Annotated in this window: 21 protein-coding genes, 1 tRNA gene, 1 other RNA gene and 1 pseudogene; 7 read left to right on the top strand and 17 right to left on the bottom strand. The window is 61.3% G+C overall.

Going from position 1 to position 22,414, the window contains the following annotated elements; genetic code table 11:
- Positions 1 to 73 precede the first annotated feature (73 nt).
- Together AC1RJY_RS09330 and rnpB are read right to left on the bottom strand one after the other, a co-directional pair.
- Positions 74 to 1,561, bottom strand: a complete 1,488-nt coding sequence (locus AC1RJY_RS09330; RefSeq protein WP_081589142.1) for a glyceraldehyde-3-phosphate dehydrogenase — start codon at positions 1,559 to 1,561, stop codon at positions 74 to 76.
- A gap of 263 nt (positions 1,562 to 1,824) precedes the next feature.
- Positions 1,825 to 2,216: RNase P RNA component class A (gene rnpB / locus AC1RJY_RS09325), an RNA gene on the bottom strand.
- Between the two features lie 57 nt (positions 2,217 to 2,273).
- Here rnpB and AC1RJY_RS09320 point away from each other — a divergent pair.
- Positions 2,274 to 3,038 (top strand): YaaA family protein, encoded by a 765-nt coding sequence (locus AC1RJY_RS09320; RefSeq protein ID WP_014922059.1) that lies wholly within the window; start codon positions 2,274 to 2,276, stop codon positions 3,036 to 3,038.
- A 24-nt stretch (positions 3,039 to 3,062) separates the two neighbouring features.
- Here AC1RJY_RS09320 and AC1RJY_RS09315 read toward each other — a convergent pair whose 3' ends face one another.
- Both AC1RJY_RS09315 and AC1RJY_RS09310 read right to left on the bottom strand, forming a co-directional pair.
- Positions 3,063 to 3,800 (bottom strand): zinc ribbon domain-containing protein, encoded by a 738-nt coding sequence (locus AC1RJY_RS09315; protein WP_011775085.1) that lies wholly within the window; start codon positions 3,798 to 3,800, stop codon positions 3,063 to 3,065.
- 89 nt (positions 3,801 to 3,889) lie between these two features.
- Positions 3,890 to 4,801 carry a Nif3-like dinuclear metal center hexameric protein gene (locus AC1RJY_RS09310; protein WP_210063713.1) on the bottom strand — a complete coding sequence of 304 codons (912 nt, stop codon included), beginning with the start codon at positions 4,799 to 4,801 and terminating at the stop codon, positions 3,890 to 3,892.
- Positions 4,802 to 4,946: 145 nt separating this feature from the next.
- Between AC1RJY_RS09310 and msrA the strand changes: the two genes are divergently transcribed.
- The 3 genes from msrA to epsC all read left to right on the top strand — a co-directional run bounded on the left by msrA (position 4,947) and on the right by epsC (position 7,099).
- Positions 4,947 to 5,471 (top strand): peptide-methionine (S)-S-oxide reductase MsrA, encoded by a 525-nt coding sequence (gene msrA, locus AC1RJY_RS09305; RefSeq protein ID WP_011775087.1) that lies wholly within the window; start codon positions 4,947 to 4,949, stop codon positions 5,469 to 5,471.
- Positions 5,472 to 5,537: 66 nt separating this feature from the next.
- Positions 5,538 to 6,473 carry a cysteine synthase A gene (gene cysK / locus AC1RJY_RS09300; protein ID WP_011775088.1) on the top strand — a complete coding sequence of 312 codons (936 nt, stop codon included), beginning with the start codon at positions 5,538 to 5,540 and terminating at the stop codon, positions 6,471 to 6,473.
- Between the two features lie 41 nt (positions 6,474 to 6,514).
- Positions 6,515 to 7,099, top strand: coding sequence for a serine O-acetyltransferase EpsC (gene epsC, locus AC1RJY_RS09295; RefSeq protein WP_011775089.1), 585 nt, complete (start codon positions 6,515 to 6,517; stop codon positions 7,097 to 7,099).
- On the opposite strand, the gene AC1RJY_RS09290 is transcribed toward epsC, so the two are convergent.
- Together AC1RJY_RS09290 and gnd are read right to left on the bottom strand one after the other, a co-directional pair.
- A complete protein-coding gene (locus tag AC1RJY_RS09290) occupies positions 7,096 to 7,935 on the bottom strand; it encodes an oxidoreductase (protein WP_498602185.1) in 840 nt (279 codons plus the stop codon). The two genes, epsC and AC1RJY_RS09290, sit on opposite strands and share 4 nt — an antisense overlap.
- 106 nt (positions 7,936 to 8,041) lie before the next feature.
- Positions 8,042 to 9,478, bottom strand: a complete 1,437-nt coding sequence (gnd, locus tag AC1RJY_RS09285) for an NADP-dependent phosphogluconate dehydrogenase (RefSeq protein WP_014922062.1) — start codon at positions 9,476 to 9,478, stop codon at positions 8,042 to 8,044.
- A 221-nt stretch (positions 9,479 to 9,699) separates the two neighbouring features.
- Between gnd and AC1RJY_RS09280 the strand changes: the two genes are divergently transcribed.
- Complete coding sequence (locus AC1RJY_RS09280; RefSeq protein WP_043471334.1) at positions 9,700 to 10,428, top strand: FadR/GntR family transcriptional regulator; 729 nt, start codon at positions 9,700 to 9,702, stop codon at positions 10,426 to 10,428.
- Here AC1RJY_RS09280 and AC1RJY_RS09275 read toward each other — a convergent pair whose 3' ends face one another.
- Genes AC1RJY_RS09275 through AC1RJY_RS09265 form a run of 3 tightly spaced genes read right to left on the bottom strand, consistent with a single transcriptional unit; the run spans position 10,429 to position 13,196 of the window.
- Complete coding sequence (locus AC1RJY_RS09275) at positions 10,429 to 11,478, bottom strand: L-idonate 5-dehydrogenase (protein WP_498602184.1); 1,050 nt, start codon at positions 11,476 to 11,478, stop codon at positions 10,429 to 10,431.
- Complete coding sequence (locus AC1RJY_RS09270) at positions 11,478 to 12,248, bottom strand: SDR family oxidoreductase (RefSeq protein WP_210066053.1); 771 nt, start codon at positions 12,246 to 12,248, stop codon at positions 11,478 to 11,480. Before AC1RJY_RS09270 ends, AC1RJY_RS09275 begins: the two co-directional genes overlap by 1 nt.
- A 36-nt stretch (positions 12,249 to 12,284) precedes the next feature.
- Positions 12,285 to 13,196 carry an NAD(P)-dependent oxidoreductase gene (locus AC1RJY_RS09265; protein WP_014922065.1) on the bottom strand — a complete coding sequence of 304 codons (912 nt, stop codon included), beginning with the start codon at positions 13,194 to 13,196 and terminating at the stop codon, positions 12,285 to 12,287.
- Positions 13,197 to 13,266: 70 nt separating this feature from the next.
- Here AC1RJY_RS09265 and AC1RJY_RS09260 point away from each other — a divergent pair, with 70 nt between their 5' ends.
- Positions 13,267 to 14,334: a D-2-hydroxyacid dehydrogenase gene (locus tag AC1RJY_RS09260; RefSeq protein ID WP_014922066.1), complete on the top strand. Its 1,068-nt coding sequence runs from the start codon at positions 13,267 to 13,269 to the stop codon at positions 14,332 to 14,334.
- 8 nt (positions 14,335 to 14,342) lie between these two features.
- Here AC1RJY_RS09260 and AC1RJY_RS09255 read toward each other — a convergent pair whose 3' ends face one another.
- The 8 genes from AC1RJY_RS09255 to AC1RJY_RS09220 form a co-directional block, all read right to left on the bottom strand.
- Positions 14,343 to 16,400, bottom strand: coding sequence for an acyltransferase family protein (locus AC1RJY_RS09255; protein ID WP_043806150.1), 2,058 nt, complete (start codon positions 16,398 to 16,400; stop codon positions 14,343 to 14,345).
- A gap of 192 nt (positions 16,401 to 16,592) precedes the next feature.
- Positions 16,593 to 17,951, bottom strand: coding sequence for an MFS transporter (locus AC1RJY_RS09250; protein ID WP_011775098.1), 1,359 nt, complete (start codon positions 17,949 to 17,951; stop codon positions 16,593 to 16,595).
- A gap of 142 nt (positions 17,952 to 18,093) precedes the next feature.
- The gene (locus AC1RJY_RS09245; RefSeq protein WP_014922069.1) at positions 18,094 to 18,888 is read right to left on the bottom strand and encodes an IclR family transcriptional regulator; all 795 of its coding nucleotides are present in this window, start codon (positions 18,886 to 18,888) and stop codon (positions 18,094 to 18,096) included.
- 225 nt (positions 18,889 to 19,113) lie between these two features.
- On the bottom strand, positions 19,114 to 19,404 hold the full coding sequence (locus tag AC1RJY_RS09240; protein ID WP_014922070.1) for a hypothetical protein: 291 nt from the start codon (positions 19,402 to 19,404) through the stop codon (positions 19,114 to 19,116).
- A 112-nt stretch (positions 19,405 to 19,516) separates the two neighbouring features.
- A tRNA-Val gene (locus tag AC1RJY_RS09235) sits at positions 19,517 to 19,592 on the bottom strand.
- Positions 19,593 to 19,658: 66 nt separating this feature from the next.
- On the bottom strand, positions 19,659 to 20,615 hold the full coding sequence (locus AC1RJY_RS09230) for an NAD-dependent protein deacetylase (protein ID WP_498602183.1): 957 nt from the start codon (positions 20,613 to 20,615) through the stop codon (positions 19,659 to 19,661).
- Positions 20,616 to 20,617: 2 nt separating this feature from the next.
- On the bottom strand, positions 20,618 to 21,115 hold the full coding sequence (locus AC1RJY_RS09225; protein WP_011775102.1) for a peroxiredoxin: 498 nt from the start codon (positions 21,113 to 21,115) through the stop codon (positions 20,618 to 20,620).
- Positions 21,112 to 21,531 (bottom strand): DUF3052 domain-containing protein, encoded by a 420-nt coding sequence (locus tag AC1RJY_RS09220; protein WP_026005795.1) that lies wholly within the window; start codon positions 21,529 to 21,531, stop codon positions 21,112 to 21,114. Before AC1RJY_RS09220 ends, AC1RJY_RS09225 begins: the two co-directional genes overlap by 4 nt.
- Positions 21,532 to 21,911: 380 nt before the next feature.
- Here AC1RJY_RS09220 and AC1RJY_RS09215 point away from each other — a divergent pair.
- Positions 21,912 to 22,414: pseudogene (locus tag AC1RJY_RS09215) on the top strand (pyruvate dehydrogenase (acetyl-transferring), homodimeric type); the annotation flags it as partial.

Raw genomic sequence — 22,414 nt, 5'->3', positions numbered from 1 at the left:
GAACCCATTTTGATCAGGTTTCCCGGCTGATACCAGTGACTCAGCCGGGAAACCCGCCAATAGTTCGGAGCGCCTAGGCTCCTGCCCCTTCAAGCACCGCGATGGGAGCAATCACGTCACGCGCGGGGAAGGACGGCGGGTTCACACCTGCCATTTCTTCCATGACACGCACAACCTGGCAGGAGTAGCCGAACTCGTTGTCGTACCAGACGTAAAGAACCAGGTTCTTGTCGTTGGAAATCGTTGCGAGGCCATCAACAATGCCGGCGCGACGCGAGCCAACGAAGTCAGTGGACACCACATCGGGAGAGTCGATGTAGTCGATTTGCTTGCGAAGGTCCGAGTGCAAGGACATTTCGCGGAGGAAGTCGTTGACTTCGTCGCGAGTAGTGCCGTTCTCAAGGTTGAGGTTCAGGATGGCCATGGAGACATCCGGGGTGGGTACGCGGATGGCGTTGCCCGTGAGCTTGCCCTGCAACTCGGGCAGCGCCTTGGCTACAGCCTTGGCGGCACCGGTCTCCGTGATGACCATGTTCAGTGCTGCCGAACGGCCGCGGCGGTCACCCTTGTGGAAGTTATCGATCAGGTTCTGGTCGTTGGTGAACGAGTGAACCGTTTCCACGTGGCCGTGAATGATGCCGAACTTGTCGTTGATAGCCTTCAGCACCGGCGTGATGGCGTTGGTGGTGCAGGATGCCGCGGTGACGATCTTGTCGTCATCGGAGATGTCCTTGTGGTTGATGCCGTGGACGATGTTCTTGAGGTCGCCCTTGCCTGGTGCCGTCAACAGGACGCGGGCAACGCCCTTGCTCTGCAGGTGCTGGGAGAGGCCATCGGCGTCGCGCCAGCGGCCGGTGTTGTCCACCACCAAGGCATCCTTGATGCCATATGCGGTGTAGTCCACAGTGGCAGGGTTGTCCGAGTAAATGACCTGGACCTGCACGCCGTTGGCGGTGATGGTGTTGGCTTCCTCGTCCACGCGGATGGTGCCCTCGAAGGAACCGTGCACGGAGTCGCGGCGCAGCAGGCTGGCGCGCTTCACCAGATCGTTCTCAGCGCCCTTGCGAACAACGATGGCGCGGAGCCGCAGACCGTGTCCGCCACCGGCCTTTTCAATGAGGATGCGGGCCAGGAGGCGGCCGATGCGGCCGAAGCCGTAGAGAACGACGTCGGTGCTGGTGCGGTTGTCGGCGCCACGCTTTCCCACGATCTCGGCGAGCTCGGCACGCAGGTACTCATCCAGCGAGGCGCCGTTGCCTTCGGCCCGGAACTTCTCGGTCAAACGTGCAATGTCAATGGCGGCTGCGCCGAGTTCCAGCTCGGACAGGGCATTCAGCAGCGGTGCGGTCTCTTCGAGCAGAAGCTCGTGGTTGCTCATCCGGCGCGCAAAGCGGTGGGCCTTCAGGATGTTCATGGTGGACTTGTTGATCAGGCTCCGGCCGTGGATGCTGGTGACCACGTTGTTTTCCCGGTACAACCGGCCGATCACCGGAATCATGGCCTCGGCGAGAGCCTCCCGGCCCATCCACTTATCAAGACAAGAATCTGACGTCTGGCTCACAGAACTACCTTCCTTGGGTCAACCACATACGTCCTCGTATGCAGATGGCAGCGGCCGCCCGGAGTGATCCTGCGGCACATGCGCCAGCGGGCTTCGGTCCACCCACAGCGCCTTGAACGAGAGCAAAGAAAATCCGCCGGCTGCGAACGCAGTCCCGGCGGCAGAACATCTACGTTCAGTAACCATTCTAGGGCGGAAGGAAGGGCTGCAGGCCGCCCCAGGGCGTGAAATCACTCACACGGCACAAATCCGGGAGTCATAAATGGATGGGTCGACCGATACGCCGGGTTCTGTCATCCCCTGCCGTTACCAGCAAGGGAGTAGCGGCCATCCATCTACGAACGCCGTTGCCGACGCCCTCCAGCAGCCTACCCGGACACTCGGGCGAGCAGCCCTCAAACGTGTCCTGTCTGGCCTTGCTCCGGGTGGGGTTTACCTAGCCTCCCCGGTCACCCGGGGAGCTGGTGGTCTCTTACACCACCGTTTCACCCTTACCTGCTGCCCCGCGATGCAAACATCACGACGCGCAGGCGGTCTGTTCTCTGTGGCACTGGCCTGCGGGTTACCCCGAGTGGGCGTTACCCACCACCCTGCTCTTCGGAGCCCGGACGTTCCTCGAGCCACTTCCGTGACGCGCGACCGCCTGGTCGACCCATCCGCCGTCCAGTCTACCGGCGTTGGGGCCAGGCAAAGTCCCCGGTAATATCGACTGGTGCTGATTCTGCTGCCGCCTTCCGAAGGCAAGACCCCCGCTGCCAACGGTCCCGCCATAAACTGGGAATCGCTCAGCTTCCCCGAACTGAACCCTTACCGGGCAAAAGTACTCGAAGCACTGGGTATGGTGAGCGCGCACGAGGATGCACTGACGCTGCTGGGGGTCGGTGCCTCGTTGCGGGACGACGTCGAACGTAATACCCGGCTGCATGCCGAACCAGCCGCTCCCGCGCATCAGGTCTATTCAGGGGTCCTCTACGACGCCTTGGGCTACAACAGCATGACGCCAACGCAACGCCGCAAGGCGAGCGAATCCATCCTGGTGGTTTCCGCCCTGTGGGGCGCCATAGGCTTCGGCGACCACGTGCCCGCCTACCGGCTGTCGATGGGAACGGCATTGCCCGACGTCGGGCGCCTCGCCTCCTACTGGAAGCCGCAGCTTAACGCAGCCCTCGCCTCACGCGCCGAGGGCGAACTCTTGGTGGATTGCCGTTCCAGCACCTATGCCGCTGCCTGGGCTCCCCCGGCGACGCAGACGGTTAACGTCAACGTCTTCAACGAAGCGAACGGCAAGCGCACGGTTGTCAGTCACTTCGCCAAACACACCCGCGGCGAACTGGGCCGCCACCTGCTGACCCGGCGCGGCAAAGCGCCGGCAACCCCGGATCAGCTCCTGAAGGCTGCCCGGGAGATTTGGACTGCGGAACTTGTCGAGGGCACGGCCCGCAAGCCGCACGCGCTCAACATCATCCTCACCACCTGAGTGTCCAACCGGCGTTGGGTTGCGTCAGTTCCACTCCGCCGAACGGACCAGGATGACACCTGAGTCCGGGCAAAACACGATCTCGTCCTCTGCTGCAGCTTTGACTTCGGCAAGGTCGCCGGGGCTGAGCATCATGCCGGAGCCTTCGGACTTGCCGTGGAACAGACGGGCTGCGCCGACACCGCGCTTGGCAATGGTCTTCTCGTAGATGGCAAGTACTCCCGCGTCCAGCGATTCCGCGAAGGCGGCGCGCTGTCCACGAACCACCGTTTCCTCGGCAGCAATCTCGGCAATGGCTTCGTCCAGCTCCGCCCGGATGCTGCCGAACGAGCCTTGGATATCGTCCACGATCGACTGCTGAGCGGCCTGACGCTCGCGCAATGTATCCAGGCGTTCCAGGATTTCGAGCTCAACGTCTTCAAGGTCCGAGCGGCGCTTGTTGAGTGAGGCAATGTCACTCTGCAGCGCCACCAGATCCTTGGACAGGCCGGTGCCGCTGTTAAGCCGGGTCTCGTCCCGTTCAATGCGGGTTGCTACCTGCTCCACATCGGCTTCTGCCCTGCGAAGTTCGGTCTCGGCGTCATGGACGGCAATTTTGGCAGCGCCGAGTTCGCCGTTGGCTACATTCAACGCATCCGTGAGGTCAGTGATGCGTGGATCGGTTTCCAGGACCTTCCGGCGGCCGGCAAGCGACCTGAGCTTGGCATCCAGTCCCTGCAGTTCAAGCAATTTCAATTGTTCTGCCGGTGCTGCTTTCGCCACGCTTACCTCCGCTAATCGCCACCGGGCCTGGGGATCAGGTCCGGCCGGACCGCCACTATCTGTCAGGGCTGTCCGTATCTTTCTAGACTCTAGTCCCCGCCGGGAGTGAGTATGAAGTCCCAGGGATCGCTGTTGGTGCTGCTGACGCGGATCTCGACGTCGTAGCCTTGGTCCGCGAGCACGTTGCCCAGCGCTTCAGCGGCAGCAGGGAGCCACAGCCATTCACTGGCAAAGTGCGAAACGTCGATCAGGTAGGGCCGGCCGTTGGTGGCACCTTCGCGCGCCTCGGATGCCGGGTGGTGCCGCATGTCTGCTGTGACGTACACATCCGCGTGGCTGGCCCGAACGGCATCGAACAAGCTGTCCCCCGCACCACCGCAGACGGCAACGCGCCGGATCAGGCCGTCTTTGTCTCCAGCCACCCGGACTCCGCCTGCGACGGCGGGCAGCATTTCAAAGACGCGGGCAGCGAAATCACCGAGCGTCTCGAGATCAGGCAGGTCGCCTACCCTGCCAATACCTTCCTCCGGCAATCCGTTGCTTGCAGCCGTCAAGGGCGTAACGTTCTCCAACCCAAAGGCGTCAGCCAGGACATCGGAAACCCCGCCAACGGCTGAATCACCATTCGTGTGCACGGTCAGCAGACCAGTCCCGGCCTCTATCAATCGGTGTACCGCAAGGCCCTTCGCGGATGTGGCCGCCACGGAGTTGACCCCTTTGAGAAGCAAGGGGTGGTGGGTGATGAGCAGTTCGGCCCCCCACTCCACGGCCTCATCGATCACGGCCAGCGTGGGGTCAACGGCAAAGAGGACTTTGGTGACAGGGACGTTTGGCCGTCCGACAACCAGGCCCACCTCGTCCCAGTCTTCAGCCAAGGACTCCGGCCAGAGTTCCTCGACAGCCAGCAACACCTGACCGAGCGTAGGATCACCGCTGGCGTCAACTGTTTCGTCTTCTTCGACGGAATCCGCATCCGAAATGTCGGTGTTTACTGCTTCCATGCTCTTATTCTTCCCTACTGAGGCCGATTTCTTCCCTACTGAGCCTGATCAGGCAGTCGCCGCTCCCACGGCACCTCCCCGGTGCCGTAATTCTCCCGTAAGGTGAAGCGGGAATCATCAGGCCCTCCGATCCATTGAAGAGAACATGAAAACTTTCGTACTTGGCGGCGGCTGCTTCTGGTGCCTTGATGCTGTTTACCAGAAGACCCGCGGCGTCAGCTCGGTGGTGTCCGGTTACACGGGCGGCCACGTTCGCAATCCCGACTACTACGAGGTCTGCTCCGGCACCACTGGTCATGCAGAAGTAGTCGCGGTGACATTTGATGAAACCGTAGTTCCGGAGGAAGTCATCCTGGACATGTTCTTCGCCCTCCACGACCCCACCACATTGAACCGTCAGGGCTATGACGTGGGGACGCAGTACCGTTCGTCGATGTTCTACACAACCACGGAAGAAAAAGTGTTGTTCGAGGAAGCCATTGAGCGCGCCCAAGCCCTCTGGTCCGATCCGATTGTGACCGAGGTCAGCCGCCTTCCCGAATTCCATGAGGCCGAGGAAGTCCACCAGAATTACTACGCAAAGTTCCCCTATCAGGGGTATTGCCAGGTGATCATTAACCCGAAGCTGGCAAAGGCCCGGAAATATTACTCTGCATGGCTTACTGCTTAGCAGGGTTTCGACCCTGCTGGTTAGGCTGACCTCAGCATTCCCTCTTCAGAGATAGGCGTAATTTTCATGGCAAGGATCTACGACGACGTCACGCAGCTGGTCGGTCGCACCCCGCTGGTCCGTCTGAACCGGCTCACAGAAGGCCTCGACGCCACGGTTGCAGTCAAGCTTGAGTTCTACAACCCGGCCAACAGCGTCAAGGACCGCATTGGCGTGGCCATCATTGATGCTGCCGAAAAGTCCGGCGCCCTGAAGCCCGGCGGAACCATCGTCGAAGGTACTTCCGGCAACACCGGCATCGCCCTGGCACTGGTGGGTGCAGCCCGCGGATACAAGGTCATCCTGACCATGCCTGAGACCATGTCCACCGAGCGCCGCGTCATGCTGCGCGCTTACGGTGCAGAAATCGTCCTGACGCCCGGATCCGAAGGCATGCGTGGCGCCGTCGAGAAAGCACAGGAAATCGTCGCCAACACGGAGAACTCCATCTGGGCGCAGCAGTTCGCCAACGAGGCCAACCCGGCGATCCACCGCACCACTACCGCCGAGGAAGTCTGGGAAGACACCGACGGCGAAGTGGACATCTTTGTTGCCGGCGTGGGTACCGGCGGTACCATCACCGGTGTTGGCCAGGTCCTCAAGGAGCGCAAGCCGGGCGTGCAGATCGTGGCTGTTGAGCCCAAGGACTCCGCGATCCTCAACGGTGGAGCCCCCGGCCCGCACAAGATCCAGGGAATCGGCGCCAACTTTGTTCCGGAAATCCTGGACACCAACGTTTACGACGAAGTCCTGGACGCCACGCTGGAAGATTCAGTCCGCGTAGCCCGTGAACTCGGAGCCCGTGAAGGCATCCTTGGCGGTATTTCCTCCGGCGCCATCGTGTGGGGTGCACTGGAACTGGCCAAGCGTCCCGAGAACGCCGGCAAGCTGATCGTCGCCGTCGTCTGTGACTTTGGAGAGCGTTACATTTCCACGGTCCTGTTCGACGACATCCGTGGCTAACACTTAGCCCGCACACCTTCATTTCCTGTAGAAAGGTCTTTGTGAGCTTCTTCGCAAGGCTTAAGGAAGACCTCGATGCCGCCCGGTCACACGACCCGGCGGCTCGAGGCTCTTTTGAGAACTTTTTCGCTTATTCCGGTTTGCACGCCATTTGGGCGCACCGGGTGACTCACCGGCTCTGGCAGAATCCGGCACTCCGTTTTCCTGCCCGCCTGATTTCCCAGTTGGCCAGGTTCCTTACCGGCATTGAGATCCATCCCGGTGCAACCATTGGCCGGCGATTCTTCATTGACCACGGCATGGGGGTGGTGATCGGTGAGACCGCTGAGATCGGCGAGGACGTGATGATCTATCACGGCGTCACGCTCGGCGGCCGTTCACTGGCCAAGGTCAAGCGTCACCCGACCATCGGCGACCGCGTCACCATTGGCGCCGGCGCAAAGGTTCTGGGTCCCATCACGATCGGTGCGGGAAGCGCCATCGGCGCCAACGCCGTGGTGGTGAAGGACGCACCACCGGAGTCCATCATCACAGGCATCCCAGCCACGTGGCGGCACCGCGACGCCAGGTCCGAAACGAAGCCGGCTGTGGACCCGGCTGAGTACTACATCGAGTATCGGATCTAGCCGGCTAGCCTTCTGTATAAATTCCAGAAGACAGCGTCGAAGGCGCGGTCCGGAAGAACCCTTCGCAATGCCAGGACGCTCCAGGCCCCCCTGCCCACCGGGTAACGGGTTCTGGGGCGTTTTGCCGTTGCGGCGCGAACTATGGTTCTTGCTACAACACGCGCCGGCGTCGACAACACGTGGCCTGATCCGGAGGTGGAGGCCAGTGCTGCAGCCACGATGTGCGCTTGTTCTTTGTAAGGTCCACCACCCGATATAGTCAACAGGCCCTCGCCCGCGATGGTGCCCCATTCACTATCCGTTCCCGACGGCTCGATAACGACGACGTCGATGCCGTGTGGCTTAAGCTCCAGCCGCAGGGAATCGCTCAACCCCTCCACCGCAAACTTTGTCCCGTGATACCAAGCCCCCAATGGTTCATATATTTTGCCGCCAATGGAGGTTACGTTGATGATCCGGCCCGAGCCGGCGAGGCGCATCCCGGGAATGACAAGTTGGCTCATCCTTGCCAGGCCTATGACGTTGACTTCGAACTGGCGCCTACCCTCAGCCATCGGAACTTCCTCGAGTGCGCCGTAGGAACCATATCCGGCATTGTTGACCAGCAAATCGATCCGCCCGTGGGCCGCTTCAACCAGCCCCACCGCAGACGCCATCGATTCTTCCGAGGTGACGTCCAAGGACATGACAGTGATGCCGTGCTGCTTCAGCGGTTCCATCTTGTCCACACGGCGTGCGCCTGCATAGACAGTGAAACCGGCTGCCCTGAGTGCTATGGCCGTGTCGAAGCCGATCCCGGTGGAGGCCCCGGTGACAAACGCGATACGGGATGCCATGGGTGGTCTCCTTCAGTTCATAAGGGGAACGGCAAACAATTCACTACGGCAAAGGCCGGTCCATCCCAGAGTATCTGGGAGGAACCGGCCTTACGGAAAGGTGCTGCTAGTGGGTGTCGACTGCCGAGATCTCGGACTTGTCTTCGCCCCAGAGGGTGTGGAACGTACCCTCGGTGTCCACGCGACCGTAGGTGTGTGCACCGAAGAGGTCGCGCTGGCCCTGGATCAGGGCAGCGGCAACGCGCTTGCGGCGCAGGCCGTCGTAGTATGCCAGCGAGGAGGAGAACACCGGTACCGGGATGCCCAGCTGGACGGCGGTGGCCACAACCCGGCGCCACGCCGGAAGTGCCTCGGCGATGGCCTTGGTGAAAGCCGGCGCGAACAGCAGGTTGGCGGGCTTCTCCTCGGCTGCGTAGGCCTTGGTGATGTCCTTGAGCAGCTCTGCACGGATGATGCAGCCTGCACGCCACAGCGAAGCGATCTCGTCCAGCTTGAGGTCCCAGCCGTACTCCTTGGCAGCGGAGGTCAGCATGTCCAGGCCCTGAGCGTAGGAGACCAGCTTGGAGGCGTAGAGCGCCTGGCGGACATCCTCGACGAAGGTCTCGGGGATTTCCACAGAGGCTTCTTCGCCGGCCAGCAGTTCCTGGCCAAGTTTGCGCTGCTCCGTCTGGGAGGACAGTGCGCGGGCAAACACGGACTCGGCAATGCCGGAGACCGGGGACCCGAGTTCCAGGGCGGAGATGACCGTCCAGCGGCCCGTGCCCTTCTGGCCTGCTGCATCCACCACGACGTCGACGAACGGCTTGCCCGTCTTTGCGTCAACGTGTCCCAGGACCTCGGCGGAGATTTCGATCAGGAAGGAGGAAAGGTCGCCCTTGTTCCATTCAGCGAAGATCTTGGACTGCTCGGCGGGCTCAATACCAGCGCCGGAGCGGAGGAGATCGAATGCTTCACCGATGACCTGCATGTCGGCGTATTCAATACCGTTGTGGACCATCTTGACGAAGTGGCCGGCGCCGTCGGTGCCGATCCATGCACAGCAGGGTTCGCCGTCGACCTTTGCGGAGATCTTTTCCAGCAGCGGGCCGAGCGCGTCGTAGGACTCGCGCGAGCCACCGGGCATGATGGACGGGCCGTTCAGCGCGCCTTCTTCGCCACCGGAAACGCCGACGCCTACGAAGTGCAGGTCCTTCTTTGCCAGCGCGGCTTCGCGGCGGCGGGTGTCCTCGTAGTGCGAGTTACCGGCATCGATGATGATGTCGCCGGCTTCAAGCAGCGGTTCCAGCTGCTCGATCACGTTGTCAACGGGAGCGCCTGCCTTGACCATGATCAGGACACGGCGGGGCTTTTCGAGGGAATCGACGAGTTCCTGCAGCGTTTCCGTGCGGATGAAGTCGCCGTCCGTGCCGTGCTTTTCCAGCAGGGCGTCAGTCTTTTCCACGGAGCGGTTGTGGAGAGCCACGGTGAAGCCGTTGCGGGCGAGGTTGCGGGCCAGGTTGGCGCCCATCACCGCAAGGCCGGTGACACCGATGTGTGCTGACATCAAAACTCCAATTCGTTCGTGTACAAACAGTCCTCTGTTTCCCGATAGGGCACGCAGGAAGCGATTTCAAAACCAGGGGCTGCAATAAACCATACGTATTTAAACCTTGGGCGGGAAAGCGGCGCCCACGTTTTGGAACGGTGCCGCGTCATAAACAGTCTATGATGCCGCCCCGGTTCCAGCTGCGCGCAGGACGCCTCCGCGCCATTATGCTTACCTCTATGTCAACCAGCCTCCACCACCGCGCCGTAGAGCACCTGGGCACCAGGATCGTCGGTGGTGCCCTTCCCACCGGCCACGTCATGTTGGCGGAGCATCTGGAAGACGAACTGAAAGTCTCCCGCTCCGTGGTCCGTGAAGCTGTCCGTGTGCTGCAATCGCTGGGACTTGTGGAGACCATCAAGCGTGTGGGCATCCGGGTTCTGCCGGCCCATCGATGGAATCCTTTCGATCCTTTGGTGATTCGTTGGCGTCTTGCCGGCGAGGGGCGTGGCGCCCAGTTGAGGTCGCTCGCCGAGCTGCGTTCCGCCGTCGAGCCTGTCGCAGCAGAACTGGCCGCCGGGAACGCGCCCGAAAGTCTTCGGCAGGAGTTGGTGGGCATCTCGTTGGCCATGAAGGAAGCCGGCGATGCCGGTGACATGGCCCGGTTTCTGGACCTCGACATCCGGTTCCATGCATTGGTCCTCTCGGGCTCGGGCAACGAGATGTTCGCCAACTTGATCGGCCAGGTCACGGAGACCCTCACGGGCCGAACCGTCCACGGGCTCATGCCTGAACACCCCCAAAAGCAGGCGCTTCAGTGGCATATGGACGTGGCCCATGCGATTGACGCCGGAGACGGTTCCCTGGCGCGCGACGCCGCCGCAAAGATTATGCGTCAGACCATCGCGGAGCTGGCACCCAGCTGGAATGACCAGCCCCGCGTCTTCGTCCCCGTAGCCAAAAACTAGCTACGGCTGGAAGTTCAGCAGCACTTTTCCGGATTCAGCGGAGTTCTTCGCCACCTCAAAAGCCTCCAGGCCTTGGGCCAGGCCGAATTCGTGCGTCACCACAGGGTCGACGAACAGCGAACCATCGGCCAGGGCAGCAATGACCTCATCGATTTCGTCGTTGAAGCGGAACGAGCCAAGGAGTTCCAGCTCGCGGGTGATGGCGAGGGAGATGAACACCGGCTGTGGTCCGGATGGCAGTAGTCCCACCATCACCACCTTGCCGCCACGGGTAGCACCCTTGATGGCCGAGGCCAGTCCAAAATGGCTGCCTGATGATTCAATGACCACGTCTGCGTCCACCGCCGCGATAGCCTCCGCATCGTCGCCTTTGAGGACGTCATCCGCCCCCACGGCGCGCGCAATCTCCAGGGGCTTGTCATGCATGTCGACGGCGACAATCCGGGCCGCGCCGGCACGCTTCAGGACAGCGACCGCCAGGGCACCGATCGGACCACTGCCGATCACGAGCGCCGTTTTTCCTTCGACGTTTCCCACGCGGCCTACAGCATGCCAAGCGACACTGGCGGGCTCAACCAGGGCGGCAGTGCGGAGATTCAGGTTCTCCGGAAGAGGGCGCAGCATCCTTGAGGGAAGGTTTGCGTAGCGGCTGAACGCGCCGTCCGTGTGGGGGTACCGGGCAGCACTGCCAAGGTAGGTGCAGCCCGGGGAGAGGTTAGGTCGGTCCTCGGGGTATCTAACATCACCGGGCACCGGGGTTGCCGGGTGGACGGCCACTGGGGTCCCCTCAGCGGGGCCGGTACCGTCCGCTGCCTGCTGGACCACCACGCCAACGATTTCGTGGCCCAGGACCATGGGCTCTTTAAGGATGGACTCCCCCGCTGCGCCATGCAGCCAGTAGTGAAGGTCTGATCCGCAGATCCCGCCGTAGGCGATCTCCACGATCGACTCGTCCTCTGCCGGAGTGGCCAGCGGGACGTCCTCAATCCGGAGGTCACCTTTGCCGTGGGCAACTACAGCGGGGCCGGAAGCTGGAAGGTTGATGCCCATCAGACCACCACCGTCATTCCGCCGTCGACGAAGATCGTCTGGCCGTTCACGAAGTTCGAGGCCTGGGAGGCGAGCCATACGGTGGGGCCGGCAAGGTCTGCCGTGGTGCCCCATCGGTTGGCCGGGGTCCGGCCAAGGATCCAGGAGTTGAAGTCAGCATCATCCACCAGATTTTGGGTCATTTCCGTGTGGATGTACCCCGGCGCGATTCCGTTGATCTGCAAACCGGAGGCGGCCCACTCCGCGGTCATGGCGCGGGTGAGGTTGCGGAGACCGCCCTTGGCAGCCACATAGGGGGCGATGGTGGGGCGTGCCAGGTCCGTTTGGACCGAGCAGATGTTGATGATCTTGCCGTGACCTCGGGGGATCATATGCCTTGCCGCTTCCCGGCCTACCAGGAAGGCGCTGGTGAGGTCGGTGGTGATGACGCGATCCCAGTCTTTGACGTCGAGCTCCAGCATGGGGACACGGTGCTGAATTCCGGCGTTGTTCACCAGGATGTCCAAAGGCCCGACGTTCTGTTCGATCCAGGCCACCCCCTCAGCGGCGGATCCAGCGTCCGTGACGTCGAAGGCCCGGCTGTGGACCCTGCCCACCGGATAGTCAGCGGCCATGGCCTGGTGGGCTTTCTCCAGGCGTTCAGTGCTGATGCCATTGAGCACCACCGTCGCTCCGGCATCGGCGAGGCCCCTGGCCAGGGCGTTGCCGATTCCCCGGCTTGAACCAGTGACCAAGGCAACCCGCCCGGTCAGATCGAAAAGTCCACTCATAGTTTTGTTCTTCATTCCTTCTGGTGTTGCGCCGGTTCAGTTGCTGTTCGACGTCGCGGCTGGCGAAAGGCTTAGGTTTGCGATGGTCTGACGGACAACGGCGAGGTCGTGATCTCCGAGTCCTTGGCGTTTGAGTTCGGCATAAAGGTCGATTGCCGCCGATGCCATGGGGACGGCGGAGCCAACGGCTTGTGCGCTGGTGAGCACGAAGCCGAGGTCCTTGTGCATAAACTTTGCCGGCCCGGTAGGCGCATAGTCCTTGGCGGCCAAGCGTGGGCCAACGTTTTCCAGCACCCGGCTTCCGGCCAGCCCTCCGGAAAGGACCTCAAAGAGTGCCTCCACGTCCATGCCGGCGCGTTCCGCGAGTTCGGCCGCTTCGGCGAGGGCCGCCGTCGTTGTTCCGACGATGAGTTGGTTGCACGCTTTGGCGAGCGACCCCGAACCCAGCGGCCCCATGCGCCGGACGGTAGTCCCCATGGTTTCCAGGAGTGGTTGGAGAGCTTCGAACTGGCCTTCGGTGGCCCCCACCATGATGGCGAGGCTTCCGCGTTGCGCCCCGGCGGTACCGCCGCTGACCGGCGCATCCACCACCGCGGCGTTGCCGCCGGATGCCTGGTGAACAGTTTCGCCAAACAGTTGGACCGCAGTTGGCGAGACGCTGCTCATGATGACGACGGCGGTGCCCGGCCGGGGTGCCTTGTTCCGCCATGATTCGAGCAGGTCCGCTGCGGCTTCCTCGATGAAGGGCAGATCGGGGAGCATGAAGATGATGGTGTCTTCGTCCCGCAGCTCCGCCACGGCTGCTGCGCGCCGGACGCCGGAAAGGCCTTCAAAAACGGTCTCGGATCGGTTCCAGGCGGTGACGTTCCAGCCGGCTGCCGCCAGGTTTGAGGCCATGGGCGCTCCCATGAGTCCCAAGCCAACGAAGCCCACGCGTTTGCTGGTCATGGTAGGTAACACCTCACTTCTTTGTGGTCATCTACGAGATTACTGTTCAATATCCTAGCCTCCATTCAGTATGATGAACACCATGACGACTGATGAACTTACCATCGCCATCGCTGTACCGCTCGAAGCAGAGCACGTAGAGCTGATCCGCGCTGTAGATCCTTCCGTAACAGTTCTCTACCATCCCGAGCTTCTTCCGCCTGAACGCTTTCCCGCAGATCACGCGGGCGATCCGGAGTTCAAGCGCACTCCGGAGCAGGAGGAACGCTACTGGGACATGCTGAACCGGGCGCAGGTCCTGTACGGCTTCCCCAACGAAAGTCCAGCCGGCTTGGCACGCATCGCCGCGAGCAACCCGCACTTGCAGTGGATTCATGCCATGGCAGCGGGAGCAGGTGGCGCGGTCAAGGCTTCCGGGCTCGACACGGAAACCCTGCAGAAGTTCCGCGTGACAACGTCCGCGGGCGTCCATGCCCTGCCCTTGGCGGAATTTTCAGCCTTCGGCATCCTCAACGGGTTCAAGCGCAGCGCCGAGATGGCACAAGATCAAGCCGCCAAGGTTTGGCCCGAGCTGAGAACACCCACCAAACTTGTCAACGGCTCAAAGGTGGTCATCGCAGGCCTCGGCGAAATTGGCTTGGAGACTGCCCGAATTGCCCGGGCCTTGGGGATGAATGTCAGTGGAACCAAGCGCACTGTGGAAACCATTGAGGGAATCGAGGAGGTCACCAACAATGATGGTCTCCCCGGCCTGGTGGCTGATGCCGACGCAGTGATCAATACACTTCCCGGCACGCCGTACACGGAGAAGCTGTTCAACAAGGACATTTTCTCGGCCATGAAACCCGGAGCCGTGTTCGTCAACGTGGGCCGGGGAACAGTGGTGGATGAGGACGCTTTGCTCGAGGCCTTGAACAATGGCCAGGTGTCGTATGCCTGCCTTGACGTCTTCGCGGTGGAACCCCTTCCACAGGACAGCCCCTTGTGGAACCATCCCAAGGTCCTGGTGTCCCCGCACACTTCTGCGTTGAGTGCTGCCGAGAACCGGCTCATCGCCGAACGTTTCTGCAGCAACCTGCGCACCTTCCTGGACGGTGGCGAACTCCCCCATCTGGTTGATCCGGTCCACTTCTACTAAGCCGGCAACTACCAACCTGTGGCGTCAAACCACCTCTCGGACAACGTGTCGGTCATGGTCCTGACATAAGTGCTCGAGAGGTGGTTGTCGTCGAGGTAAACATAAACGTTGCCCACGATGCCTGGACAGGCCGTGCCGTCGCAGATCAAGTCCGTCATGTCCAGGATCGACAACCCCGTGAAAGTTCCCTCCAACTGGTCCAAGGGATTGCTTTCGGCGAGAACCGAGGACTGGGCGGGACGGCAGCGTGAGTCATCCACGCCGGAAGCCATTGCGCACTCACTGGGGCTGAATGAGAAGCGCGGGTTGTCCCTCATGGCGATGACTTCCACACCTTGATCAGTGATCTCACCCACCAGCTCGTCGAGCCCCCATGTGAGGTCCTCGTCCGGCGAGTCGGGGACCGCCGCCGTTCCCACAAGGAAAACGGCATCCGGCTGATGGATACGGATGTGTTCCCGGACGTTCCGATTGAAGGTGTTGCACTCGTCCCCCACCTCGTCCGTTTCGGTCATGAAGGGACAGGCTCCAAACGTGATGGCTTGAACCCGCCAATGGTGTTCCTTGGCCAAGGGGCCGATGGCCCCGAGCCACTGCAGGGAATGCGATTGGCCCACTACAAAGACGGTCCTCTCGGCGTCAGCGCCGACGTCGTTCTGCTGGCATTCCGCAAACAACACCGGGTCCGTTGGCCGGAGATCCCCTATACATGCGCCATCGAGCCTTCCCCAGTCTTCCGGAAGCTGCTCAGGGGTTGGCAGTGTCCGCGCGCCCTCGCCAACACGGTCAACATAGCCAGGCAACAACGCCCTGGCCCCCGGGTTGTCGTCAGCATCCTGCGTGGCGATGATGTTCTTCTCCGCTTGCTGCTGGAAGCCAAACTGCACCATCGGTGCTGCAGCGACGGCCAAGCAAACAAGCACCGCCAGCGCCAGGCGCCAACGTTTGGCTTCCGGCCATCGCCATGCACGCAGTGGCTGCTCAACAAACCGGGTAGTGAGGAACGCCAACAGCAGCGACGCACCCACGATCAAGGTGCCGGTGATCGCGTCTGCATGGTCTTGGCCGATCCACACCAAAGTGATCACCAACAGCGGCCAATGCCACAGGTAAAGGGCATATGAAGTAGAGCCCAGCCCCACCAGAAGCTTGGACGAGAGGATCCTGTCAACTCCGAAGCGGCTGCCCGATTGCCCCGCGACGATGACAGCCACCGCTGCGAGGGTCGGCCACAGCGCCACGAAGCCCGGAAACGCGGTCTGGACCTGAAGAACAGCGCCACAGCTCAGCATTGCGGCTATGCCCACCCACCCCAGCACGCTACTCAGCCCGAGACCGGGCCGAAGATAGGGAAGCAACAGTGCCACCAGGGTGCCCAACGCAAACTCCCACAACCGGGCAAAGGTGTCGAAATAGGCCAGTTCCTGATTGGCCGCCGTGAAGTAGATCGAATACGCCAGCGATACTGCGAAGATCAGCCCGAAGATTCCAAGAAGCACGGCCCGATACCGCAGGTTTAAGCGGCGGCACACCCAGGCCGTGGCAACAAAAATGGCCGGCCAAAGAATAAAAACCTGCCCCTGGATGGACAGCGACCAAAAATGCTGGAAAGGACTCGCCAAGCTGTGGTCCGCCGCATAGTAGTTGACCACCTGCCGCTGGAGCAGCCAATTTTGGACGTAGAACAGCGAAGCCCATCCTTGGCTGACTATTTCGATCCAGCGTGTGCGGGGAATGAACACATACGTAGCCGCCAAAGTGCTCAGCAGGACCACGACGACGGCGGGCAACAGCCGCCAGAACAGGTGCAGCCAGTGCCGCACCAGTGATACCGGCCGTGCGTCCTCATAGCGGCTGACGAATTGCAGCGTCATGAGGAACGCTGAAATCAGCAGGAACACGTCCACGCCGCCGGAAACGCGACCGAACCAGATGTGATACGAGACAACCATGAGAACGGCCAAAGATCTTAGGCCCTGGATCTCGGGCCGAAACTTGGTACCCCCGCTGGCGGCCCGGACCTGCCCGGGACTTTCCGGTGATGCAAGGCCCTTGGTTGCCGTCATCGACACCCTCCTCATTCGCTGCACCAATTCTGCACTGCCACAGGTGAATTTCCACCAGCTTCGGAGGACATTTTGTGTTCAAGCGCAAAGCAGCGCGGCACCTTCGCATGAAGGGATACCGCGCTGCCAGGCGTGTGGTCTGTATGGTGCCTCGGGTTAGGGCGTTGCCTCAGGTTTGGGTGTTGCCTCGGCCTACTTTGCGTCTTCCGTGCTGACGAGGTCCCTGCCTGCCGTCTCCGGGGTGAAGAAGGTTGTGACGAAGGAGATGAGCGCAAGGACCAGGGAGTAGATGGCCAGGACCAGCCAGGAGTGGTTGGTGGCGGCCAACATGAGCGCCCCGAGCAAGGGCGCAAGACCGCCTGCCAGGACCGCTGAAATCTCGCGGCTCATAGCGACACCCGTAAAGCGATACTGGGATCCGAACAGTTCAGGCAACAGCGGGCACTGCGGGCCCAGCATGGACTGAACACCGATTGCGATGCCTACGGCCATGACCACCCATACCAAGGTGACGTTGCCCAAGGTCACCAGATAGAACGCCGGAACCGCGATGATTGCTTGGAACAGTGCCCCGTACCGGTACACCGGGACACGACCGAACCTGTCGGACAAGGCACCGAACGTGACCACCATAACGGCGGCGAACCCGGCCGCGATCAACAAACCCACAGGACCGATGGAGTTGTTCCCGGCGAAGACACCCGCCGGCATGCTCATGAAGGACACCAGCAGCGCGGAGTAGATCGAAGAGTTGCCGTTCTCGCCCATGCGCAGACCGATTCCCAGCAACACGTTCTTCTTGGAGTGCTTCCAGAGAGCACCAATGGGGTTCTTGACCACGTTCTTGTGCTTTTCCAACTCTTGGAACGCGGGCGTTTCCTTGAGCTTCAGGCGAATGAAGATGGCCACGGCGATCAGAATGAAACTGGCCAGGAACGGCACGCGCCACAACCAGCCCTGAAGGACGGACTTGTCCGCCATCGTGATGAGCGCGAAAGTTCCGGCACCGAGGAGCGTGCCCAGCTGGATGCCGACGAACGGCAGAGATGCGAAGAACCCACGACGGCGACGCGGAGCCACTTCAGATATCAGCGTCGTGGCGCCGGCCTGCTCCGCACCGGCCCCCAGGCCCTGAATGATTCGCAGCGTCACCAGCAGGACAGCGCCGAGCATGCCGGCTTGCTCGAACGTGGGGAGCAGGCCAATGGCAAAGCTGGCTGTTCCCATCAGCGCGATGGTCAGGATGAGGACCATCTTCCTGCCGAATCTGTCCCCGATGTAGCCGAAGATCAAACCGCCGAACGGACGTGCAGCAAAGCCAACGCCGTATGTGGCGAACGAAGCAATCAGAGCACCGTCCGGGCCGAGCGGGGAAAAGAACAACGGGCCGAAGATCAGGGCCGAAGCCAAGCCATAAATGTAGAAGTCGTAGTACTCCAGCGCGGAGCCGACAGAGCTGGCCAGCGTAGCCCGCCGGAGCTGTTCCGGCTCAACTACAGCGTCGTCAGCCTCGGCCGCGAGCGTTTCATTTGCACGAGTTATCACAAGCACTCCCTCAAAATCACCCCGGGCCCCCGTTGGCCCAGCGAGATAGTGATGGCATCACCGCCAAGATCACTATGATGAACAGCGTACAGCTTGTTGAACGTACTGCCAAGGTTGTAATCAGATTTATTTAGACGTGCTCCGGTTCCTAGCCCATCGGGTTCCCCAAGGAACGCGCCAGCTCTTTGAGTTCCTTGACCATCAGGGCGCCCTGCTCCTCCGAGTACGTGGCCTTCAGCGCGGTCACCGACAAACCCAGACTTGGGCCGTGAGCTCCGTGGGTCGGCACCGGCACGGCCAGACACACCACACCAACCGTGGACTCTTCATCCTCGAAGGCGAAGCCCTGCTTGCGGATGGCGGAAATCTGGGCCTTGAGTTCCTCGGCGGTCTTCAGCGAATTGGCCGTCATAGTGGGCAGCTGCATGCCATCCGGGAACATCGAGTCAATATCGTGATCATGCAACTGGGCGATCAGCGCCTTCCCGACGCTGCAGAGCGAGACCGGCATCTTGTCACCGATGTTCGAGGTCAACCTGACCGCAGGATGGCCCTCATACCGCGCCAGGTAGATGACGTGGTCGCCGTCGAGCATCGCAATCCTCACGGTCTCTCCGGACAGCGTAGGCGCCTGCTCACAGTACTTATAGAACTCCTGCACCTCGTCGAGTCGGCTCAGGTATGCGGCACCCAGTTCCACAAGCTTCCTTCCCAAGGCAAAGTCCGCACCCTGCCTGGTAATGAGGCGCGCTTCTTCCAGCGCCAGCAACAGGTTCGACGTAGAAGACTTGGGGATCCCGAGTTCACGCGAGAGATCACTCAGCGTCAGCCGGCCCGTTGGGGACTCAGCGAGCACCTCCAATACAGCCGCAGCGCGGGTGACGGCAGGCGCCGGCGACGAAGCGCCCAGCCCTTCGGAACGGGAGGTGCGGGAATCGGCCATGATTCTCCTTAGGCATCGCAATTCGATTGTTCATTCTGCTGAACAATTCTCATCATAGTGGAATGAGTATGCGGGAGTAAGGCGTGTGTAATGCCCCCATCTCCGCCCTCAGCGGGGCCTCACTTTCCAAACCCGAAAGTTCTCTGTATATTCATCTTCGAGCTCTCCACCGCGGCATCCCCCAATAGTCGTGGTGGAGAGCTCATCCATTTCCCGGGCAGGAGACTACGCCGCGGCGACTTCCTCGCCCCTAAGGCACCAGCCCCCACCGGAGCCATCCCGGACCAGTTCCCAAGTCGCCGTACCTGAGCGGGGGTTATTCCCCAAGCGAACCTGGACCTGCCAGACTTCAACGTCAACCCGCCCCTGTCCTCGCGGCATACGGCGGGACTCCTCCCACCACGCGACCCGCTCAAACCAGCGGACAGGTTCCACCACAATGCGCCACTCGCGGCCGCCCCTCACAACGACTGCAGGGGCGCCTTGCGCAGCCGTGCGGATGTATACGTGCTCCATGGATGAAACCGTAGGGTGGGGGTCTGACATTCAAGACCCACCGGAGGAAAGGGGCAGGCAAACAAAAACCCCGCCACCCAAGTCTTTTGACTTGAAATGACGGGGTTTTTCTTGGTGGGTCCTACCGGGATCGAACCGATGACATCCACGGTGTAAACGTGGCGCTCTACCAGCTGAGCTAAAGACCCAAATCGCGGCTTCCGTGCTTCGTAACTTCCTCAGCGCTTCAACCAACGAACAATGACTCTACATGATCAACCGCCGGAAACACCAATCGGCCCTGGTGCCTCCGGAATATCCGGTAAAGCGCGCGCAAGGTAGTCCAATGCGCCGCTTACGCCCAGTTCCAATTTCAGCTCGGCAAAGTCGTCGCCACGGGTGGTTCCGCGGTTGATGATGACCACTGGTTTCCCCGTTTTTGCAGCGTGGCGCACGAACCGCAGACCGCTCTGAACCGTCAGCGATGATCCCGCCACCAACAGGGCCTCCGCGTTGTCCACCATCTCGTAGGCGCGGGCCACCCGATCCTTGGGGACGTTCTCTCCAAAGTAGACAAAGTCCGGCTTCAACGTTCCTCCGCAGATCGGACACACAGCCATGACGAACGATGTGATGAGATCAGGGTCCTCAACTATTGCGTCGGCATCGGGGGCCATTTCTACCACTCCGGACTTCAGCGCCTCCTCCAGGAAACCAGGATTGATTTCTTCCAGGATGGCGGCAATCAAACGCCGACTGAAGGTATGCCCGTTGCTGAGGCAAATCACTTGGTCAAAACGGCCATGCAGGTCCACCACGTTGACACTTCCGGCGTCCTCATGGAGCCTGTCAACATTTTGGGTAATGAGTCCGGTCATCAGGCCGCGGCGCTCCAGGAGCGCGACGGCGACATGGCCGGCATTCGGATCAGCATGCCGAAGGTGGGACCAGCCGATATGGTTTCGCGCCCAATAGCGCCGCCGATTGGCCTCCCCGCCAATAAACTCCTGGTAGGTCATAGGGTTTCTGGGCGTAGAACCTGGGCCACGGTAATCAGGAATTCCGGAATCGGTACTCAAGCCGGCACCGGTGAGTACCGCCAAACGCTTGCCACCCAGGAGATCCACGGCAAGCCCAAGTGCTTCCAGCTCCCTGGGGTCCAGTTGCGCCACCGCCGCGGGTGCCATGCTGGTAAATCCAGTCATGCCAACTCCGGGCCTGGGATGGTTCATGACTACTGATCCGCCAACGACGACAATGCCCGGCGATATTCGGAAAAGTCCCTTGCCTGACCCCGCGGATTAACAACCACATAGCGGATGATGCCCGCGTCGTCGATGATGAACGTCCCCCTCAAGGCCATTCCACTCGCTTCATCAAAGATGCCGTACTTCTGCGCCACCGCTCCATGCGGCCAGAAGTCCGCCAGGAGCTCGAAGCCAAATTGCTCGTGCTCAGCGTAGGCACGCTGCACGAACTTACTGTCGACCGAAATCGCCAAGACCGCGGCATTCGAATCCTTGAAGGCGGCTATGTTGTCGCGAATCTCACAAAGCTCCCCCGTGCAAATCCCGGAGAAGGCGAAAGGAAAGAACACCACAACAACGGTGCGGCCCCGGAAGTCAGCCAAACGGACTGGCTCGCCGTACTGGTTCAGCAGTTCAAAATCCGGTGCGAGTTGTCCTGCCTGGGGAACGAGCCCTGAGGCAGGCGCCTGCTGGACTTCCGTCACTTGTTCTTCTTGGGCACCAAACGCGTGGCGCTCCAGTCCTTTGAAACACCTGCCGATGTGGTCAGATGCAGACCGGAGGTCGGGGCGGCATCCTGGATGTCCGCCGGAGACACGTAGTTGTCACGGCCTGACTTTGGAGTCAGCACCCAAACAACCCCGCCTTCCTTCAGGTTGGTAAGCGAATCCATCAGGGCATCAACAAGGTCACCGTCGCCATCCCGCCACCAGAAAACAACAGCATCTACGACGTCATGATCATCTTCATCCAACAACTCGGAGCCTGTGACATCTTCGATGTCGTCACGCAAGTCGAAATCGACGTCGTCGTCGTAGCCGCGTTCCTGAATCAGATCCCCATCTTTGAAACCCATTCTTTCCGCCACATTTACCGATGTGGCGGCGTCGGCCTCGCTCACGTTTCCTCCTTTTGCAGTGACTTCCATTACTAACAGCCAACACCCTTTGGGCGTGTGCTTCAAGCTATTGTCCCAGCCAGCGGCCATATTCCGCATTCCACACGGTGTTTCGCCACCATGAGGATTGCGTGCTTTGCGTCACGGAGGCCGCCGGGGTGTGACATACAACGCCCCTCGGGCCCCGCGGCTACGCATCGCGACGCCGCGAAAGCTAGAGTGGCCATGAGCGCTACGGCTGCAGGGCGATCGCCCCGGGAATTTCCACAAGCAGCCAAGCGCTCACAAGACCTGCCCGGCGCATCCGACCGGGCTGTTGAAACAGAGATGTCGCACACGACGCGTTCACGACGGGCAGTTACCCTGCCGGACTTGAGGCGGCGATGCATGCGCCTAAAGGAAGGTTGGACGTGGCTGCAGGAGAAGAGACCTCACACATCCTCAGCGGGTTGACTGCCCAGCTGCCTGATCGTGATCCGGAAGAGACCGCGGAGTGGATTGAGTCCCTTGATGCGTTGATCGCGGAGCAGGGTACCGAGCGTGCCCAGTACATTATGCGTTCGTTGTTGCAGCGTGCCGGTGCCAGGTCGGTGGGTGTGCCGATGGTGACGACCACTGATTATGTGAACACGATCCCGGTGGACCAGGAAGCTCAGTTCCCGGGCAACGAGGAGTTCGAGCGCCGGTACCGGGCGTACATGCGGTGGAACGCCGCGGTGATGGTCCACCGTGCGCAGCGTTCCGATATCGGTGTCGGCGGGCACATTTCCACCTATGCCGGTGCCGCGACGTTGTATGAGGTGGGCTTTAATCACTTCTTCCGCGGCAAGGACCACCCCTCGGGCGGGGACCAGGTGTTCTTCCAGGGCCACGCGTCCCCGGGCAT

It is taken from the genome of Arthrobacter sp. GW822-FHT05G07 (assembly GCF_058799755.1).
This window is presented reverse-complemented; position numbering and strand designations above follow the sequence as displayed.

What these genes read in the sequence shown, in the direction of transcription:
- msrA (WP_011775087.1), top strand. Translation starts at nt 4,947, where the DNA reads ATGAAAACTTTCGTACTTGGCGGCGGCTGCTTCTGGTGCCTTGATGCT.
- AC1RJY_RS09310 (WP_210063713.1), bottom strand. Translation starts at nt 4,801, where the DNA reads ATGGAAGCAGTAAACACCGACATTTCGGATGCGGATTCCGTCGAAGAA.
- AC1RJY_RS09275 (WP_498602184.1), bottom strand. Translation starts at nt 11,478, where the DNA reads ATGGGCATCAACCTTCCAGCTTCCGGCCCCGCTGTAGTTGCCCACGGC.
- gnd (WP_014922062.1), bottom strand. Translation starts at nt 9,478, where the DNA reads ATGTCAGCACACATCGGTGTCACCGGCCTTGCGGTGATGGGCGCCAAC.
- AC1RJY_RS09240 (WP_014922070.1), bottom strand. Translation starts at nt 19,404, where the DNA reads ATGGAGCACGTATACATCCGCACGGCTGCGCAAGGCGCCCCTGCAGTC.
- AC1RJY_RS09230 (WP_498602183.1), bottom strand. Translation starts at nt 20,615, where the DNA reads ATGAACCATCCCAGGCCCGGAGTTGGCATGACTGGATTTACCAGCATG.
- AC1RJY_RS09290 (WP_498602185.1), bottom strand. Translation starts at nt 7,935, where the DNA reads ATGGCATCCCGTATCGCGTTTGTCACCGGGGCCTCCACCGGGATCGGC.
- cysK (WP_011775088.1), top strand. Translation starts at nt 5,538, where the DNA reads ATGGCAAGGATCTACGACGACGTCACGCAGCTGGTCGGTCGCACCCCG.
- AC1RJY_RS09255 (WP_043806150.1), bottom strand. Translation starts at nt 16,400, where the DNA reads ATGACGGCAACCAAGGGCCTTGCATCACCGGAAAGTCCCGGGCAGGTC.
- AC1RJY_RS09260 (WP_014922066.1), top strand. Translation starts at nt 13,267, where the DNA reads ATGATGAACACCATGACGACTGATGAACTTACCATCGCCATCGCTGTA.
- AC1RJY_RS09245 (WP_014922069.1), bottom strand. Translation starts at nt 18,888, where the DNA reads ATGGCCGATTCCCGCACCTCCCGTTCCGAAGGGCTGGGCGCTTCGTCG.
- AC1RJY_RS09270 (WP_210066053.1), bottom strand. Translation starts at nt 12,248, where the DNA reads ATGAGTGGACTTTTCGATCTGACCGGGCGGGTTGCCTTGGTCACTGGT.
- AC1RJY_RS09265 (WP_014922065.1), bottom strand. Translation starts at nt 13,196, where the DNA reads ATGACCAGCAAACGCGTGGGCTTCGTTGGCTTGGGACTCATGGGAGCG.
- AC1RJY_RS09280 (WP_043471334.1), top strand. Translation starts at nt 9,700, where the DNA reads ATGTCAACCAGCCTCCACCACCGCGCCGTAGAGCACCTGGGCACCAGG.